This is a genomic window from Streptomyces sp. NPDC029292 (genome assembly GCF_055569295.1).
This window is the reverse complement of record NZ_JBVHXR010000009.1, coordinates 313,893-331,810: the sequence shown is the minus strand read 5'-3', so window position 1 is coordinate 331,810 and position 17,918 is coordinate 313,893. Positions and strand designations below refer to the sequence as shown.

At 71.9% G+C, this 17,918-nt stretch carries 13 protein-coding genes and 2 pseudogenes; 9 read left to right on the top strand and 6 right to left on the bottom strand.

All coding sequences use genetic code 11. The features are described 5' to 3' along the window. Positions 1 to 18: 18 nt before the first annotated feature. Both ACZ4WS_RS21975 and ACZ4WS_RS21970 read right to left on the bottom strand, forming a co-directional pair. Positions 19 to 1,305 carry a YhgE/Pip domain-containing protein gene (locus ACZ4WS_RS21975; RefSeq protein ID WP_467982718.1) on the bottom strand — a complete coding sequence of 429 codons (1,287 nt, stop codon included), beginning with the start codon at positions 1,303 to 1,305 and terminating at the stop codon, positions 19 to 21. Positions 1,306 to 1,662: 357 nt separating this feature from the next. Further along, the gene (locus ACZ4WS_RS21970; protein WP_467982716.1) at positions 1,663 to 1,890 is read right to left on the bottom strand and encodes an alcohol dehydrogenase catalytic domain-containing protein; all 228 of its coding nucleotides are present in this window, start codon (positions 1,888 to 1,890) and stop codon (positions 1,663 to 1,665) included. Positions 1,891 to 2,076: 186 nt separating this feature from the next. Between ACZ4WS_RS21970 and ACZ4WS_RS21965 the strand changes: the two genes are divergently transcribed. Together ACZ4WS_RS21965 and ACZ4WS_RS21960 are read left to right on the top strand one after the other, a co-directional pair. Next, positions 2,077 to 2,781, top strand: coding sequence for a TetR/AcrR family transcriptional regulator C-terminal domain-containing protein (locus tag ACZ4WS_RS21965; protein WP_467982715.1), 705 nt, complete (start codon positions 2,077 to 2,079; stop codon positions 2,779 to 2,781). Positions 2,782 to 2,973: 192 nt separating this feature from the next. Continuing rightward, positions 2,974 to 5,360, top strand: a pseudogene (locus ACZ4WS_RS21960) (SpoIIE family protein phosphatase). A 22-nt stretch (positions 5,361 to 5,382) separates the two neighbouring features. Here the strand turns inward: ACZ4WS_RS21960 and ACZ4WS_RS21955 are convergent. Continuing rightward, entirely contained in the window at positions 5,383 to 7,239 is a 1,857-nt protein-coding gene (locus tag ACZ4WS_RS21955; protein ID WP_467982713.1) for an IclR family transcriptional regulator domain-containing protein, read from the bottom strand. Positions 7,240 to 7,473: 234 nt separating this feature from the next. Between ACZ4WS_RS21955 and ACZ4WS_RS21950 the strand changes: the two genes are divergently transcribed. The 4 genes from ACZ4WS_RS21950 to ACZ4WS_RS21935 all read left to right on the top strand — a co-directional run bounded on the left by ACZ4WS_RS21950 (position 7,474) and on the right by ACZ4WS_RS21935 (position 13,161). Further along, positions 7,474 to 8,214, top strand: coding sequence for an aquaporin (locus tag ACZ4WS_RS21950; RefSeq protein ID WP_467982711.1), 741 nt, complete (start codon positions 7,474 to 7,476; stop codon positions 8,212 to 8,214). A gap of 59 nt (positions 8,215 to 8,273) precedes the next feature. Beyond that, a complete protein-coding gene (locus tag ACZ4WS_RS21945; protein ID WP_467982710.1) occupies positions 8,274 to 9,743 on the top strand; it encodes an aldehyde dehydrogenase family protein in 1,470 nt (489 codons plus the stop codon). Between the two features lie 252 nt (positions 9,744 to 9,995). Beyond that, on the top strand, positions 9,996 to 10,853 hold the full coding sequence (locus ACZ4WS_RS21940) for a dolichyl-phosphate beta-glucosyltransferase (RefSeq protein WP_467982709.1): 858 nt from the start codon (positions 9,996 to 9,998) through the stop codon (positions 10,851 to 10,853). 118 nt (positions 10,854 to 10,971) lie between these two features. Then, positions 10,972 to 13,161 (top strand): ArnT family glycosyltransferase, encoded by a 2,190-nt coding sequence (locus ACZ4WS_RS21935; protein ID WP_467982707.1) that lies wholly within the window; start codon positions 10,972 to 10,974, stop codon positions 13,159 to 13,161. On the opposite strand, the pseudogene ACZ4WS_RS21930 reads toward ACZ4WS_RS21935, so the two are convergent. Together ACZ4WS_RS21930 and ACZ4WS_RS21925 are read right to left on the bottom strand one after the other, a co-directional pair. After that, positions 13,154 to 13,363 (bottom strand): annotated as a pseudogene (locus tag ACZ4WS_RS21930) (LysR family transcriptional regulator); the annotation flags it as partial. The gene ACZ4WS_RS21935 and the pseudogene ACZ4WS_RS21930 sit on opposite strands and share 8 nt — an antisense overlap. A gap of 152 nt (positions 13,364 to 13,515) precedes the next feature. Beyond that, positions 13,516 to 14,109, bottom strand: a complete 594-nt coding sequence (locus ACZ4WS_RS21925; protein ID WP_467982705.1) for a TetR/AcrR family transcriptional regulator — start codon at positions 14,107 to 14,109, stop codon at positions 13,516 to 13,518. A gap of 101 nt (positions 14,110 to 14,210) precedes the next feature. On the opposite strand from ACZ4WS_RS21925, the gene ACZ4WS_RS21920 reads away from it, so the two are divergent. From ACZ4WS_RS21920 to ACZ4WS_RS21910, 3 genes are all read left to right on the top strand, one after another. Beyond that, positions 14,211 to 14,432 carry an NAD(P)-binding domain-containing protein gene (locus ACZ4WS_RS21920; protein WP_467982703.1) on the top strand — a complete coding sequence of 74 codons (222 nt, stop codon included), beginning with the start codon at positions 14,211 to 14,213 and terminating at the stop codon, positions 14,430 to 14,432. Positions 14,433 to 14,497: 65 nt separating this feature from the next. After that, a complete protein-coding gene (locus ACZ4WS_RS21915; protein ID WP_467982702.1) occupies positions 14,498 to 14,653 on the top strand; it encodes a hypothetical protein in 156 nt (51 codons plus the stop codon). 83 nt (positions 14,654 to 14,736) lie between these two features. Next, positions 14,737 to 15,495 (top strand): dienelactone hydrolase family protein, encoded by a 759-nt coding sequence (locus tag ACZ4WS_RS21910; protein ID WP_467982700.1) that lies wholly within the window; start codon positions 14,737 to 14,739, stop codon positions 15,493 to 15,495. Positions 15,496 to 15,644: 149 nt separating this feature from the next. Here the strand turns inward: ACZ4WS_RS21910 and ACZ4WS_RS21905 are convergent, their stop codons facing one another. After that, positions 15,645 to 17,807: an MMPL family transporter gene (locus ACZ4WS_RS21905; RefSeq protein WP_467982698.1), complete on the bottom strand. Its 2,163-nt coding sequence runs from the start codon at positions 17,805 to 17,807 to the stop codon at positions 15,645 to 15,647. Between the last annotated feature and the right edge of the window lie 111 nt (positions 17,808 to 17,918).

The window sequence follows — 17,918 nt, the reverse complement described above, 5'->3', positions numbered from 1 at the left end:
GTCACGCGGACTGCGGGGTCAGACAGGCTGCGGGGTCATGCGGTGCAGGCCCTTGCGGTCGTAGTAGCGGGTCATCGCGAAGCCGAAGAGCAGGGCGAGGGCGGCGCCGATCGCGATCATGGTCCAGGCGCGGGTAAGGCCGGCGTCGGCGCGCGCGTCGAAGAAGAGGATCGCGCGTACTCCGTCGCTGAGCTGGCGCATGGGCTCGAAGATCGACAGGAAGCGGTAGAAGCCGGGGACCGCCTGCAGAGGGATGGTGGCTCCCGAGGACGGCAGGCCCAGGACGATGAAGACGAACATGGAGACGAGCTGCCCGATCCCGCCGAACGCGGCGTTGATGGCCTGGACGCCCAGGCCGACCGCGAGGCTCGCGCAGTAGGAGTAGACCCACAGCAGCGGCAGGTGGGTGGCGTCCATGCCGAGGATCGCGATGGTGGCCACCATGACCAGGGTGGTGGTCAGGACCGTGATGCCGGCGGTCATGACCATCTTCAGCAGCAGCGTCTGGGTGCGGCTGATCGGCACGGTGGGGCGGCGGGTGTGCCAGGGGCCGATCTCGTTGTCCGCGTAGCCGAGGGCGGTGTCCACGCCGGCGCTGATGAGGTTGCCGCCCATGAAGCCGGCCAGCACGAGCAGCAGGGTGTAGTAGAACGCGCTCAGCCCCAGGCCGCTGTTCTCGCCGATGGCGTGGCCGACCTTGGTGGTGACGGCGACCGGGTCGGCCAGCAGCAGGCGCGTGGTGGAATCGGCCTTCGCCGTGGCGGGCGCCGCCGTCAACTGCTTGCCGATGCTCTGGGAGGCCTGCTGTGCGGCCTGCGTGGTGATCCTGCTGGCCAAGGAGGAACCGAGGCTGCCCGTACCGGGGTTGGTCAGCACCGTCATCGTCGGCCGGGCCGTGGCGTTCGCCGTGGTGAGCGCGGCGACGGAGGTGGTGAAGTCGGCGGGAATCTCCAGGGCCCCGTAGATCTTCCCGGAGGCCAGCTGGTGCTGGGCCTGGGCGCTGGTGAGCCGGCGCCAGTCGGTCTTGCCCGAGGTGTCCGCGGTGATGGCCTGGGTGACCTGCGTTCCCAGGTTCTCCGTCTGCCCGGTCAGCGGCGCGCCCCGGTCCGCGTTGACGATGCCGATGGGCAGGTCGTGCAGCTCGCGGTTCGGGTTGACGATGCCGCCCATGTAGAGCAGCGACAGCAGCAGCGCGAGCAGCCCGGTCAGGACGGTGGGCACCAGCCACAGCATGGGGCGGCGCAGGAGCGCGGAAGCGCGCGCCTGGAAGGGGGCGTCGTCGCGGTTCTCGCTGTCGTCGGCCATGGTTCTCCCTAGGTTCCGGGGCGGCACGGGGCCGACGTGGGCGTACCTCCGCGCCGAAGCTCCGTGGGCCGCCCGCCACGTCAGGACGGCGGTGCGACGCCGAGGCCGCCCAGCGACTCGCCGGGCCTCCTGCCGCATACTTCCGCACGCACATCGCACCGGCCATCGGAGAACCAGTCGCTCTCCGGCATACCAACCCGCCCCTGGAGCCGCTCCGCGCCCTACGGTCCGGTGATGTGCTGCACGCCGGCGCGCATCCGCTCGTACAGCACCGGATCGTGAGCGAGAACATCGCCAGGTCGGAGTCTCCGCGGCGATACAACTCGGCGAGGCGCGCGTGATTGTCGCGGACCCTCTTCAGGCGACCGTGCAGTCGGCGCCGACGGCCGCGACCTCGCCGGCCGGCTCGCTGGTCCTGGCATTGGGGTTGTACGTGCCCTGAAGCATGTACAGGTCCGCCCGGTCGAGGCCGGCGGCGCGGACCCGGACGAGCACCTGGCCCGGTCCCGGCGTGGGCACGTCGACCTCACGGACCTCCCAGTCGGGTCCGGCACCTCCGAGCAGTGCGCGCATGGTGCCGGCCATCGGTACTCGCCCTTCATCGGCAGAACACTTGCACTGTAAGCCTCTCTTCTCGGGAAGCTGGACTTGCGCTGTAAGTCATGTCAAGCGTCTGACAGGATCGCCGTGACCACGGCACGCGCGGATCGCCGTGGTCACGGCACGCACAGTTCGCCATGACCACGGCGCACGCACAGGGAGAGTGACCGGATGAACGCCCGAGGCACCGGCCGCGGCAGACGGCTCGGCCTGACGCGCGACAAGGTGATCGCCGCGGCGGTGACGATGATCGACCGGGAGGGACCCGACTCCTTCTCGCTGCGGCGGCTGGCCACCGAGCTCGGCGTCGAGGCGATGTCGCTCTACAACCACGTGCCGAACAAGGAGGCGCTGCTGGACGGCGTCGCCGAGGCGCTGCTCGCCGAGGTCGACTTCTCCGGCACGAAGAGCGGGACCTGGCAGGACCGCGTCCGGGCGCACGCGGCCGCCTTCCGTGCCGCCGCGCTCCGGCACCCCAAATCGTTCCCCCTGGTCCTGACCAGGCCCACGAAGTCACCGGCGGCCCTGGAGACCATCCGTTCCGCGCTGGCCGGGTTCGCCGAACTCGGCCTTCCCCCCGAGGAACTGGTCCACGCGCTGCGCAGCAACGCCGCCTACATCGTCGGCACGATCATGCGGGAACTGGGCCACGCCATCTCCCTGGGCACCTGGGACCCCGGCCACGCGCAGCAGCGGATCGAGGAGATCACGGCGACGGGCGATCCCCTGCTGGCCAGCGTCGCGCCCTACTTGGCCGTCAGCGACCACGACGCCGAGTTCGCGTACGGCATCGAGCTGTTGATCGCCGGGATGGCGGCCCGGGTGGGAGTGCCGTACGACCGGGGTCCCGGGACAGGGGTGAAGACCTCGTCGTAACTCGGCCGAGGGCGTGCACGCCCGCCCCGGCCGTGGGCAGCAGGGCCACGACCTCCCCGCCGTCGTCGGGGCGCGGTCCGGTGCGCAGTTCGCCGCCCGGGCCTGGCGGACCGGCCATGCGGACGGCAGCCCCCGTAGGCCGCGTCCGGCCCTGGGTTGATGCGACTGCCCGACCGGATCATCCTTGTATATATGGTGATATTGCCGGGCGATTCGGGGCCTGCGACCACGGCCGGTGACGCCATGGCGGTAGTCGACGTACGCGGAGTCGTCACGGGCTGGAGCGAGGGCGCGCATCTGCTGACGGGATACACCGCACAGCAGATCACCGGACGGCCGGTGTCCGAGCTGGTGGACGGGCACACGGAGGCGGCCCGGCGGGACCTGCGCACGAGCGGCGGCGCGGTGGTGGCCGTACGGCGCCGGGACGGGCAGCGGATGGAGCTGGCCGTGCGGGCGTGCCCGCTGCGGGGCGCGGAGGGCGAAGAGCGGGGGTACGTGCTCACCGCGGCGCCCGGCGACGCGAGCCAGGCACTGGGAGAGCTGGCGTTCCGGCAGTCGTCGATGTCGATGTCCGTCTTCGACACCGAACAGCGGTATCTGCGGATGAACGACACGACGTGCCGGATCATGGGGAGGCCGGAGGCGGAGTACCTCGGCCGCTTCTACCCGGACACCGTGGAGAGCGCGGAGCACAGCCGCGGGTTCCTGCGCCATCTGCGGAAGGTCGTCGAGACGGGCCGGCCGGTGCACTACGAGAGCTGGACCCGCGCGCCCTCGGGGAAGCGGATGCACGCCTGGAACACCGAGATGTGGCCGCTGCGGGACGCCTCCGGGCAGTTGCTCGGGGTCGCGCTGGCCGCGTTCGACAGCAGCGAGCAGCACTGGGCCAGGCAGCGGCTCGCACTGCTGAACAAGGCCGCCACCAGCATCGGTACGCGGCTGGACGTGATCCACACCGCCCGGGAACTGGCCGAACTGGCGGTGCCCCGGCTGGCGGACTTCGCCAGCGTGGACCTCTTGGACTCGGTGCTCCAGGGCGAGGAACCCGCCGCCGGCCCGGTGGCCGGCGATCTGCTGCTGCGCCGCGTCGCACACCACTCCCGCACCACCGGAGTGCCCGAGGCGGCGATCGACTTGGGCGCCGCGGATGCCTATCCGCCCGCCTCACCGCCGGCCCGTGCGCTGGCCACCGGCAACGTGCTGCTCACCAGAACCGGCGAGGCGGACCTCGACACATGGCTCGCACTGCACGACGACCGGTCCACCAAACTGCGGGAGAGCGACGACAGGGACTTCTCACTGATGGCCGCACCGCTGGTGGCGCGCGGTGCCACCCTCGGGGTGGCGGTCTTCGTACGGCTGCTCACCGCGCGGAGTCCCGATCCCTTCGACCAGGACGACGTGTCACTGGCGCGGGAGCTGGCCAGCCGCGCCGCCGTCTGTGTGGACAACGCCCGCCGGTACACCCGGGAGCACACGACCGCGCTGGCCCTGCAGCGCAGTCTGCTGCCGCAGGTCGTGGTGGGGCAGGCGGCGGTCGAGTTCGCCTCCCGCTACCTTCCGGCGCTGTCGCAGGCGGGCGTGGGCGGCGACTGGTTCGACGTGATCCCGCTGTCCGGCACCCGGGTGGCGCTGGTCGTCGGAGACGTCGTCGGACACGGCATCCACGCCTCCGTCACGATGGGACGGCTGCGTACGGCGGTGTGGACGCTGGCCGATGTCGACCTGCCGCCGGACGAGCTGCTGACCCACCTGGACGATCTGGTCGGGCACTTGGGGGCCGACGAGAGCGGGGTGGGCAGCGAGATCGGCGCGACCTGTCTGTACGCGGTGTACGACCCGGTGTCCCGGCACTGCACGATCGCCTCCGCCGGACACCCGCCGCCCGCGGTGCTGTACCCGGACGGAACCGTCGAGGTCGTCGGGGTGAGCGCGGGGCCGATGCTCGGGGTCGGCGGCCTCCCGTTCGAGTCCACCGAGCTGGACACGCCCGAAGGTGCCGTACTCGCCCTCTACACGGATGGTCTCGTCGAGGCCCGCGACCTCGACGTGGACGCGGGCACCGCCGCGCTGTGCGCCGCCCTGGCGGCTCCGGCCGGGAGCCTGGAGGACGTCTGCGACAACGTACTCAAGGCCCTGCTCCCGGAGCGCCCGCCGACGACGTGGCCCTGCTGCTGGCCCGCACCCGCGGCCTGGACACCGCGCAGGTCGCCGTCTGGGACCTGCCCGCCGACCCGGAGGTGGTGGCCACCGCCCGGCAGCACGCCACCGAGCAGCTCACCGCATGGGGGCTCGACGAGGCCGCCTTCGTCACCGAACTCGTCGTCAGCGAACTGGTCACCAACGCCATCCGCTATGGCGGCGCCCCCATCCAGCTCCGGCTCATCCGCGACCGCGCGCTCATCTGCGAGGTCTCCGACGCCAGCAGCACCTCGCCCCACCTGCGCCGGGCCCGCACCTACGACGAGGGCGGCCGCGGCCTCCTCCTCGTCGCCCAGCTCACCGACCGCTGGGGCACCCGCCCGACCGGCACCGGAAAGACGATCTGGGCCGAGCAGGCGCTTCCCGTCCAGTAGTCACACCGTCAGGTCGTGGCGGTCAGCCGGTCTGTACCGGAGCGTCGGCGAACGCGACGGCCAGGTCGGCCTCGATGCGGGCCGCGCAGGCGCGCAGCGCGGGCAGCACGGTGTCCCGGGTGTCCTCGGGCGACTCCGGGCCGGCGTGCAGCGCGACGTTCAGCGCCCCGACGGCCCGCCCGCGCCGGTCTCTGACCGGGACGGCCAGCGAGCGCAGCCCCGCCTCCAACTCCTGCTCGACCAGGGCGAATTCATCACGGGCAGCCCGTTCGAGTGCGGCGCCGAGCGCCTCGGGCGAGGTGAGCGTGTACGGGGTCAGGGCCTGCGGGCGAAGGGCGCCGATCCGCTCCAGCCGGTCCGCCTCGGGCAGGTCCGCGAGCAGGACCCGTCCCATGGAGGTGGCGTAGGCGGGCAGCCGGGTGCCGAGCGCGATCCGGGCGCTGGTGATCTGTTCGGTGGCCACGCGCGCCACATAGCGGACCTCGGCGCCGTCGAGGACCGCGAGCGAGGTCGACTCCCGTACCTGTCCGGCCAGTTCGGCGAGATGGGGCTGGGCGATGTCGGCGAGGGTGAGGGTGGACAGCCGCGCGTATCCGAGCTCCAGGACGCGCGGGGCCGGCAGGAAACGGCGGCCGTGCTGCTCCACGTAACCGAGTTGACGCAGCGTCAGCAGATTGCGCCGGGTGCTGGGGTACGAGAGCCCGGCGGCCTCGGCGGCCTCGGCGAGGGTGAGTCCGCCGCGCTGCCGGCCGAGCGCGGTCAGTACGGCCAGGCCTCTGGCCAGCGCCTGCAGGAAGGACGGGCCCAGTTCGGGCTTGGCATCGGTGTAGGCGGGCGCGGCGGGCGGCGGCACGGCTGCCGTCGAGGTGCCGTACAGCTCGTCCGCGATGGCCCGGGCCGCCTCCGTCAGCGCGGTCAGGGCGTGCTCGCGCAGGTCGTCGCCGCCGTGGCGGCTGGTGTGCGCGAGCACGCTGATGGCGCACACGGGCCGGCCGTCGGGGTCGCGCACGGGAACCGCCAGCGCGACCAGGCCCGGCGCGACCAGCTGGTCGTCCAGCGCCCAGCCGTTCGCGGCCGCCGCCGCGGTCCACGCGGCGAAGTCGGCCTCCGTCCGCTCGGGGCGGGGAGCCTCTCGGCGCGTGGGAATGGCCGGAAAACCGGCGTCGAGGGGGTCGGCGGCACGGCGGGCCCGCCAGGCGTCGTACGTCTCCGGCTGCCACCCCGTGGCGAGTACGGCACCGGCCGCGCAGCGCTCGGCGGGCAACAGGTCGCCGACGCGGAAGCCGAGCGGGATCACTCGGCCGGGCGGGACGGCCTTGCCGACGATGCGAGCGTCGGGGCCGTCGAGGACGATCGCCGAGACCGACTCGTCCAAGGCACGGGCCAGCCTCTCCAGGCTCGGCCGCAGCGCGCGCGACAGGCCGCTCGCGTCCAGATAGGCGTTGCCGAATTCCATCACGCGCGGGGCGAGCACGAGTTCGCGCCCCTCGGCTCGCAGATGGCCGAGGTGGGTCAGGGTCGCGGTGATCCGGTCGACGGCCGAACGGGCCAGGCCGGTGGCGCGGGCGAGGTCGCCCGGGCGCATCGGGTGCGGGGCGTCGGCCATGATCCGCAACACGGCGAGGCCTCGCTCCAGCGGGCCGGTGGCTTCTGGCCCGGTGGCTTCTGGTCGGGCGGCTTCTTCCGGCCCACCGGCTTCCACCCCGGCGACTTCTGCCCCGGCGACTTCTGCCCCGGCGGCTTCCGGCCCACCGGCTTCCACCCCGGCGGCCTCCGTCCCGGTGCCCGTCAGCGATCCGTCCGGCGACGCCGCCGATCGTGCCGATCCCGGCGATGCCTTCGATGCCTTCGATGCCGCCCCTGGAACGCCCGGCGCCATGGCATCTCCTCCCGTACTTCCGCTCCCCGGCGCTTGAGGCCGTACCCGTCGTCCGGAGAACGCTACCGGGCGTCGGGCCATTGACAGCCGTCACGACGATCCCGCAGACTCGCCGCACTCACTCAATGAACTCAAGTTCACTCAGCGAAAAAATGCTACTCCGGCATGCTGCGGGCCGCACCGCACCGGGCCCTGCCCCTCTCTTCCTCGCCCTGCCCTGCCCTGAGGACTCCTATGAGCACTTCCGCCCAGAGCCGCGCGGACCTCGTCCGGCACAGCGCCTATGAATTCGCGCTGACCACGGTGCTTCTCTTCGCCGTGGTGAGCCTGGTCCGCTGGCTGGCCTTCCCCGGTTCGTCGCTGGCGATCAGCGACCCGCACACCCTGTTCGCCGTCGCGGGCATCGCGGTCGCCGCGCTGATCGCGGCGTTGATGTACTCGCCGCCGGGCCGCGCGTCCGGGGGCCATCTCCACCCCGGCGTCACCGTCTTCCTGTGGACGGGCGGTCTCTTCCCGGGCCGCGCGGTCCTCCCCTACATCGCCGCGCAGCTCGCCGGGTCCGCGGCCGGTACCGCGCTGGCCGGGGTGGTGTGGGGCGAGACCGTGCGCCAGGTCGGGTACGGCGCCGTACGGCCGGCACCCGGCACCGGCGCGGTCGAGCTGTTCGTCATCGAGGGCGCCGCGCTCGCCGCGGTGTTCGTCGCGGTGACGCTGGTGATGACCAGACCCGCCTTGCGGGATCTGATCCCGGCGGTCATCGGTGTCGGCGTGGGCGTGGTCATCGCGACCCTGGGCACCGTGACCGGCGCGAGCATCAACCCGGCGCGTGCCTTCGGTCCGGCCCTGCTCTCCGGCCACCACGAGCACTTCTGGAACTACATGATCGCGCCGGTGGTCGCCCCGGCACTCGTCGGCCTCGCGCACCGCGCCCTGAGCGCCCGCCGCGCCCCGACCGCCGAACCCTCCGAGGCGTGACCGCAGGGACGTGCCCTCCGAGACGTGAACCCATTCCCCTCCCGACCCCAGGAGCCCCCGTGTCCACCACCCGAGGACTGATCATCAACGGCCAGGAGGTCCCCGCCTCCTCCGGCCGTACCGCATCCGACATCAATCCCTGGACCGGCGCCGTGTGCGCGGAGGTCGCCGCCGGTACCCCGGACGACGTACGCCGTGCCGTCGACGCCGCCGACGCCGCGTTCGAGGCATGGGCCGCGACCAAGCCGGCCGAACGCCGCCGGATCTTCCTCCGGGCCGCGCAGCTGATGACCGAGCGCACGGAAGAAGTCGTACGGCTGATGGCGGCGGAGGTCGGCGGCGTCGCACCCTGGGCCGGTTTCAACGCCCACCTGGCCGCGGACATCCTGCTGGAGGCGGCTGCCGAGGTCACCCGGCCCACCGGCCAGACGCTCGCCACCGACGCCGACGGCGTCTACTCCGCGCAGGTGCGGGTGCCCAAGGGGGTGATCGCCGCGATCTCGCCGTGGAACGCGCCGGTCATCCTCGGGGTGCGCGCGGTCGCGATGCCGATCGCGATGGGCAACACCGTGGTGATGAAGCCCAGCGAGGACGCGCCGATCGCCTGCGGCCTGCTGATCTCGGACGTCCTGCACGAGGCCGGGCTGCCCGCGGGCGTGCTCAACGTCGTCACCAACGACCGCGCCGACGCCGCCGAGGTGGTCTCCGCGCTGATCTCCGACCCCCGCGTGCGGATGGTCAACTTCACCGGTTCCACGGAGGTCGGCCGCACCATCGGCGTCCAGGCCGCCCAGCACCTCAAGCCCGCCGTGCTCGAACTCGGCGGCAAGAACGCCCTGTTGGTCCTTGAGGACGCGGACGTCGACTACGCGGTGGACGCCGCGGTCTTCGGCTCCTTCATGAACGCGGGGCAGATCTGCATGTGCGTGGACCGGGTCGTCGTCCACCGCGCGGTGGCCGAGGAGTTCACGGCCAAGTTCGCGGCCCGCGTCCGGGCCCTGCCGTACGGCGACCCGAGCGACCCGGCCACCGCGGTCGGGCCGGTCGTCAACGCCGGTGCGGCGCGCCGGGTCGCCGCGCTCGTCGCGGACGCCGTCGCCCAGGGCGCCCAACTGACCGCGGGCACCGGCGAGATCGAGGAGCCGGGCACACTGATCCGCCCCGTCGTCCTCACCGACGTCACCAAGAAGATGAAGGTCTACTACGACGAGATCTTCGGCCCGGCGACCGTCGTGCACGTGGTCGACAGCGCCGACGAGGCCGTCGCGCTCGCCAACGACACCCCGTACGGGCTGACCGCGGGCGTCATCACCGAGAACCTGGCGAGGGGCCTAGAGGTCGCCGCGCGCCTCCGTACCGGCATCGTCCACGTCAACGACCAGTCGATCGCGGACGAACCGCAGGCCCCGTTCGGCGGCGTGAAGAGCTCCGGCTACGGCCGTTTCGGCGGGCAGGCGGGCGCCGAGGCGTTCACCGACACCCGGTGGGTCACCGCGCAGGCCGTCGGCCACGCGCACTACCCGATCTGACAGACCCGGCCCGGACGGACGGCCGACCGACCAGCTCACCGGCCGTCCGTCCGGGCACGAACCCCGCGCCCGGCGTGCCCGGTATGGCCGGTATGACCCGTGGCAGTGCCGGCGTACGCAACTGCCGTCGCGCGGCGCCACCTTGCGGCCCGGCGTGAGCCGACTGTGGGCAAGCTGTGAGTTCCCTGATTCTCATCCTCCCCTCAGCGCGGGCTCACCGCTGCCCCAGATGCGGCCCGGATGGTCGCTGCCATGAACGAAATGAACGCAGGAGGCGTCCGGCAGCGCTCGGTGGACATCGTGGTGCCGGTCTACAACGAGGCTCATGTCCTCGCTGACAGCGTCGGCCGTCTCCACGCATACCTCGAAGCCTCCTTCCCGTTCCCGTTCCGCATCACCATCGCGGACAACGCGAGCACGGACACCACCTGGCAGACGGCGACCGCGCTGACCCACCAACTCCCCCACGTGCACGCCGTCCACCTGGACTCCAAGGGCCGGGGCCGCGCCCTGAAGCACGTGTGGAGCCAGTCGTCGGCGGACGTGGTCGCGTACATGGACGTCGACCTGTCCACCGGCCTGGAAGGTTTCCTTCCGCTGGTCGCGCCCCTGCTGTCCGGCCACAGCGACGTGGCCATCGGCAGCCGGCTGCACCGTCAGGCGGCGGTGGTGCGCGGCCCGAAGCGCGAGTTCATCTCCCGCTCCTACAACCTGCTGCTGAAGGTGGGGCTCGCGGCCCGCTTCTCGGACGCACAGTGCGGTTTCAAGGCGGTGCGCACCGAGGTCTTCCGGGCGCTCGCCCCGCACATCGAGGACAACGCCTGGTTCTTCGACACCGAACTGCTGGTGCTGGCCGAGCGCAACCGCCTGCGTGTCCACGAGGTCCCGGTCGACTGGGTCGACGATCCCGACAGCCGGGTCGACCTCGTGCGTACGGCCGTCGACGACCTCAAGGGCGTGGGCCGGATGCTGCGGCGGACGCTCACCGGCCGCGCCAAGGTCGCCGCCGTACCGCGCCGCGTCGGCGTTCCGCAGGTCCCGGCCGCTCGGGAGACCGCGGTCCGCCACCGCACCGCCCCGACCACGCTCACCGGAGCGGGCACCAGATAGCCCCCTTCGTCTCCGGTGCCGCAGGAGCCGCGTACGTCACCACAACCCGCCTCGCCCTCAAGCGGCCTGGATTCCTCGGCCCGCGTCGCAGTCCCTCTCCCCGCTAGGAGTACGTGTCATGACGACCCTCGCCCCTCCGCCCCGCAACGACGGGGTCCGGAACGCGCACCGGGCGGCCCCGCCCGCCGACGGCGGCTTCGCCGCGGGCGCCCGAAGGCTCTTCACCGGCTCGCCCGAGGACCCGCGATGGACCCGCCCCGCCCTGTGGGCGATCCTGCTGCTGGCCACGGTTCTGTACGCCTGGAACCTCACCTCCGTCACCGGCAACACCTTCTACAACGCCGCCGTGTACAGCGGCACCAAGAGCTGGAAGGCGTTCTTCTTCGGCGCTCTGGACTCCGGAAGCTTCATCACCGTCGACAAACCGCCGTTCGCCCTGTGGGTGATGGGCCTGTCGGCCCGCGTCTTCGGCTACGGCACCTGGCAGTTGGCGCTGCCGATGGTCGCGGTGGGCACGGGGTCCGTGGCCCTGCTGTTCCGCATGGTCAAACGTGACTTCGGCCCGGTGGCGGCGACGATCGCCGCGCTGACGCTGACCCTCACCCCGATCACCGTCGCCATCACCCGTGACACCAACCCGGACCCGGTCCTGGTCTTCCTGATGCTGCTCGGCGCGGCCGCGCTCATGAAGGCCGTGCGCACCGGCCGGCTGATGCCGCTGGTGTGGTCGGCGGTCGCGATCGGCTTCGCGTTCAACACCAAGATGATGCAGGCGTACGTCGTCCTGCCGGCCTTCTTCCTGGTCTACCTCTGGGCCGCCAAGGGCTCCCTGGGCAAGCGGATCCGCAACCTCGCCGTCGGCACGGTGGCCCTGGTCGTCTCCAGCGCCTGGTGGATGGTGGTCGTCGACCTGATCCCGGCCTCCTCCCGCCCCTACATCGGCGGCTCGACCGACAACACGGTCTGGGACCTGGTCATCGGCTACAACGGCTTCGGCCGTATCTTCGGCGCCAGTTCCTCGGTGGGCTCGGCGGGCAACGGCGCCAGTTTCGGCGGCAGCGCGGGCGTCTACCGGCTGTTCAACGAGATCATGGGCGGTCAGATCTCCTGGCTCATCCCCTTCGCGGCCATCGCGCTGGTCGCCGGGCTGATCCTGCGCGGCCGGGCCCCCCGCACGGACGCCCAGCGCGCGGCACTCATGCTCTGGGGCGGCTGGTTCGTCCTGCACTACCTGACCTTCGCTCTCGCGGAGGGCACCTTCCACCCGTACTACGTCACCGCCATGGCCCCCGGCATCGCGGCCCTGGCCGGTGCCGGCGGCGTGACCCTGTTCCAGGCGTTCCGTGAGGGCTCGGCGGCGACGGGAGGCTCCCCGCTCGAGCGAAGCCGAGAGTGGGGGCGGGTCTGGGTCCTCCCGGCGGCCGTCGCGGCGAGCGCGGCCTGGGCGATCGTCCTGCTCCAGCGAGTCTCGGGCTCCGGGACGCTCTACACCGTCGCCGAGATCGTGGTCGGCGCCGCGGGCGCGATCTCCGTAATCGGCCTGCTCGCCGGGCGCTTCATGAAGCGACAGCGGCTCATGGGCTTCGCCGCGCTGGCGGCGATCGTCGCCCTGCTGGCCGGGCCCGCCGCGTACTCGGCCTCGGCGGCCACCTCCACCACCAATGGCACCAACCCGACGGCCGGCCCCAGCACCGGTGGCGGCATGGGCGGGACGGGCGGCGGCCCGAGCGGGAGCGGCAAGGGCGGCATGGGCGCCCCTGGCAGTGGCACCGGCGGCCAGTCCATGGGGCAGCCTCCGTCCGGCAGCGGCTCGTCGTCCAATGACTCGTCGTCCACCGGCTCGTCGTCCACCGGCTCGTCGTCCTCGGCCGAGTCCGGCACCCGGCCGAGCGGCGGTCAGATGGGCGGCGGCGGCAGCCAGGTCTCCTCCGAGATGATCACGTACCTCAAGAAGCACCAGGACGGGGCCAGTTGGCTGGTGGCGGTGGCCACCGACCAGACCGCGTCATCGATCATCCTGGAGTCCGGTCAGCCCGTCATCTCCATGGGCGGCTGGTCCGGCAGCGACAACGCCATGACCCTCGCCAAGCTCAAGAGCCTGGTGAAGTCCGGCAAGCTGCACTACATCGTGATCAGCAGCGACGGCGGGCAGGGCACGAACTCCGAGATCGCCACCTGGGTCAAGGCGCACGGCGCGGCCGTCAAGTCCTCGGCGTACAGCTCCAGTTCCTCGTCGTCCACGTCTTCTACGACCTCCACGTCGAGCAGCAGTGGCCTGTACCGGCTGGACGCCGCCGACGTCAGCTGAACCAGCCTCGGTGCTGCGTGGCGATGCGCACGAACGAGCGCACGAGCGGAGTGGTGTGGGCGCCGTTCCAGGCGATGACGAGCCGACTGGGTGGCATGTCGGTCAAGGGGACTGCGACGAGTCCCCCGGGCAGGGTGTGGGCGAGCGGTGCCAGACCCACCGTTCCGTTCCACAGGACGGACTGGAGGCATCGGCGGTCGGCGAGATCGTCGAGACGGCAGTGGATCTGTTGCGATCCCTGCCGACTACGATCCCGTCGCCCGCTCGCCGCCACGAGGGAGCTGTCTCCCGAATCCATGGTGCGGCCCGCTGCACCAATGGGACGGCCTCCCCCGGACCGTCGCGTGCGCTCCGCTACCGGGGCGCGAGCGCGGCGAAGGCCTCGTCCAGAAGGTCGACGAGGTCGAGCCGGCCGTCGCAGGCGGACCAGTGGTCGAGGGCGACATGCAGACAGTCCAGGGCGGCGGCCGCGCGCACCGTGTGGCCGATCGCCGGGGGCCCCGACGAGCCGCCGCGCTCGGCGAGGGCCTGGGCCAGGGCGGGGCGCCAGCCGTGCTGCTTCTCCAACTGCCGGGCGGACAGGGCGGGTGTCTCCCGGACGAGACGGGTCGTCGCCAGGGCGCCGGCCGGGTCCTGGCGGTAGCGCTCGATGACGGTGTCCAGCGCGCGCCGCAGCGCCGTCCAGTCGTCCTCGGCGGCAGGGCGGGCGCGCAGGGCGTCGGCGGCCTGCTTGCCATGCGCGTCGAAGGCGCCGAGGACGGCGTCCTCCTTGGTGCCGAAGTAGCGCAGGAAGGTGCTGCGGGACACCCCGGCGGCCGCGGCCAGGTCGTCGAGGGTGACCTTCTCGAAGCCTTCGCGGCGGAACAGGTCGAAGGCCACCTGGGCCAGTTCGGCCCGTACGGCGGCCCGCGCGATGTCTCTCGTGTTCGTACGTCCTGTTCCGCTCACCCCATGATCCTAGCTCCCTGTGAAGCCGACTTGCAGGAGTGCACCTGAGTAACTAACGTGACACTGAGTTTCACTCCTGCTGAAACGGAGACACTGACACCGTGACCGGGACTCGGCCTCAGGCCCTCGGACTCATAGGCAGCGGCATGATCGGCGGCGCACTCGCCCGCCTCGCCGTGGCCGCCGGCCTGGACGTCGTCGTGAGCAACTCCCGCGGCCCCGAGACCCTCGCCGAACTCGTCACCGCACTCGGCGAGCGTGCACGAGCGGCCACACCCGCCGAAGCGGCGCGGGCGACCTGGTGGTGGCGACCATCCCCCTGACATCGGCACGCTCGCCGACAGCTGGCGCAGCGAGCCCGGCCCCCCCGGGCTACGTCCACCCGTACATGGCGGAAAGGCCCAAGGGGCTGGGCCAGGACGAGGCACAGCGCTGGTTCTTCGAGACACCCGGAGTCCCGGTCCCGGTCGTCCGCGCGGAACTGACCGACACGGCTGCCCGATGCCCCGCGGGTGACTCCCGCGCGGCCATCTCCGGGAAGTGAGACCGACTCGTGCCAGCTCATACCGATTCGTACGGGCTCGTACGCGCTCTCCCTATCCACCCCCACCACCAAGAGGGACACCCATGACCGCCGCCGTGCACGGATCGTCCGTAGACATCCCCACCCAGGACGGAACCGCCGACGCCTACCTGGCCCACCCCGACGACGGCACCCCGCACCCCGCCGTCCTCTTCTACATGGACGCCTTCGGACTGCGGCCGCACCTGAAGACGATGGCGGACCGCCTCGCCTCGGCCGGCTACACGGTCCTGGTCCCCAACGTCTTCTACCGCCACGGGCGGGCGCCCCTGGTGGAGCTGCCCGACTTCATCAACCCGGCCGAGCGCCCGGAGATCTTCCAGCTCCTCCGTCCGGCCGCGCAGACACTCACCCCCGAGGCGGCCGTGCGGGACGCCGGCACCTACCTCGACTGGCTGGCCGCCTCCCCCCTGACCACCGACGGCCCGGCAGGCGTCACCGGCTACTGCATGGGCGCGGGCCTGGCCCTGCGCACCGCCGGCACCCATCCGGACCGGGTGGCCGCCGCGGCGGGTTTCCACGGCGCGCACCTCGCGACCGACGCGCCGAACAGCCCCCACCTGCTTGCCGACCGCGTCACCGCCGAGCTCTACTTCGGCCACGCCGACCAGGACATGGTCCTGCCCCCGGAGCAGATCGACCGCCTCGACAAGGCCCTCGCCGCAGCGGGTGTCCGTCACCGCGCCGAGGTCTACACCGGCGCCCACCACGGCTTCACCCAGGCCGACACCGCCATGTACAACGCCGAAGCGACGGAGCGCCATTGGACGGCCCTGCTGGATCTCCTGGGCCGCACTCTCTGACGGCCCGCGGAGGTCTCGGAGCCAAGTCCTAGGAGCCATCCACGCGGTCTGCCGACCGCCCGCTCTTCGCGGTCGCCGCCCCGTCCCGCGGGCGGCGCCGCCTGGCGCGTGCGCACCGCGCGCCTCGTCCTGGCGGCGCCGGCCGATCGTCAGCTGACGGATGCCTTCGGATCAGGCTCCGGCTCCGTCCACTCCGTCCGCTCCGCGTGCGGGTAGGACGGCTCCACGCGCAGCGGGCGGGCTGCCCAGCGGGGCAGGTACCAGTTCCACGAGCCGAACAGGGACACGAGGGACGGAACGAGCAGCATGCGTACGACGGTTGCGTCCAGGAGGATGCCGATGCCGAGGCCGGTCGCCAGGGTCTTGAGGTCGGTGCCGGGGCCCGAGGCGAGCGCGGCGAAGGCGAGGAAGAGGATCAGCGCGGCGCTGGTGACGAGCCGGCCCGTGCGGGCGACGCCCTCGATGACCGCGGCGTCGGTCGAGCGTCCGGCGTCGTACTCCTCGCGGATGCGGGACAGAATGAACACCTCGTAGTCCATCGACAGTCCGAACAGGAACGCGAAGATCATCAGCGGGATCCAGAACGTGACGGCCCCGGTGGCCGCGATGCCGAAGATCGCCTCGGAGCCGTGACCGTCCTGCCAGATGATCACCATCAGCCCGAGCGTGGCCGCGAGCGAGACAAGGTTGAGCAGCACCGCCTTGAGCGGGAGGAGCAGAGAGCGGAAGGCGCGGACGAGCAGCACGTACGTCAGCAGCGCGATGATCGCGAGCATCAGCGGGAAGTTGCCGTACACGGCGTGCATGAAGTCGATCTGCGCGGCCCCGATGCCGGCGACGCCGATGACCCCGGGGAGATGCGCTGTGGCGCTCTTGACCCGCTTGACCACGCCGACGCTCTTGGAGTTCACCGTCTCCTCGTCCGGGATGACGACGACGATGCTCTGTCCGTCCCGGCTGCCGGCCGCGCCCGAGGGCACGAACGCCCGGCTCACTCCGTCGACCTTGGCCAGCTCGGCGGCGACCGGCCCCGCCCGGTCGGTGCGGACCAGGACCTCCATCGGGGTCAGCGCGCCGGTCGGGACGCCGCCGCGCTCCAGCGTCTTGAGGGTCTCGTAGGCCGGGCCGCTCCTGGCCAGCGATTCCGAGGAGGCAAGGCCGATCTTGATGCCCATGAATACGCCGATCAGGGTCGCGAGCGCGGCCAGGGCGGTACCGGCCGCGAGCCAGCGGTGGCGCACCACGGCAGTGGTCCACCGGCTCCAGGCGCGGCTCGCCCGGTTCTCGTGGCGGATCTTGGGCCAGTCGACCCGTGGCCCGATGCCGCCCAGGATCGCCGGTGTGAGGGTGAGCGTCGTCAGCACGCTGGCCAGGGGGATGAGCGCCCCGCCGTATCCCATGCTGCGCATGAACGGGACGGGCAGGACGACGAGGGCGAGCAGACCTATGGCCACCGTCACGCCGCTGAACACCACCGCATGACCGGCCCGTTCCATCGCGACCACGACCGCTTCGTGGTTGTCCCGCCCATGGTCGCGCTCCTCGCGCCAGCGGGTGACGAACAGCAGCGAGTAGTCGATCGCCACGCCCAGGCCGATGAGGGCGACCAGGAATTGCACGATGAACGACATATCGGTCGCGTAGGTGAGCGGCAGCAGCATCACGAAGGTCGCGAGGATCGACACCGCGGCCACCACCAGCGGCAGCAGGGCGAGGAAGGACGCGAACACGAAGGCGAGCACGGAGAGGGCGCCGACGGCACCGAGGAGCGTCTCCCCGAGCACTCCCGGCCCGCCGCCGTTGTCGCCCCCGGAGGCCAGCGTGTCCTCGCCCGTCACCCCGACCGTCGCGCCGGAGGGCTTGACCTTCTCCGCCGCCAAGTGGATCGGATCGGTCAACAGCTGGGCGCGCGGCGACGGGTTGAACCGGTAGAACACCAACGCATAGGCGGTGCGGTCGTCTTTCGTCCGGAAGGCCTTGTCGCCGGTGTTCGCCTCGTCGATCACCCGCACGCCCGGAACCGCGCCGCCCACTGCCGCGAACACCCGGCCGACAGCGGCCTCGTGCCCGGTGACCGTCTGTCCTGACGGAAGCGTGACCGAGACCAGATACGGATTCGTGTCGCCGCCGCTGCCGAAAGCCTGCTCGATCTTGTGCGCCGTCACGGTGCCGGGCTGGCCCGGCAGCGAGAAGTCGATCGTCAGCCGATCCGTCGTCCGTCCGGCGAGCAGCACCCCGGCCACCAGCACCAGGCCCCAGAACCCCACCACCACCCTGCGATGCCGCAGAACGAACTCGGCCCACCGTCGCATGCCCGGACCTCCCCCACGCCGTAGGTTGCGCGAGTTTAGTCCTGCGTCCCCTTCCTCCGCTATCGGACAGATGGGTACCTTTTGATCCACTCCGGCGGCGGTGCCGGCCGT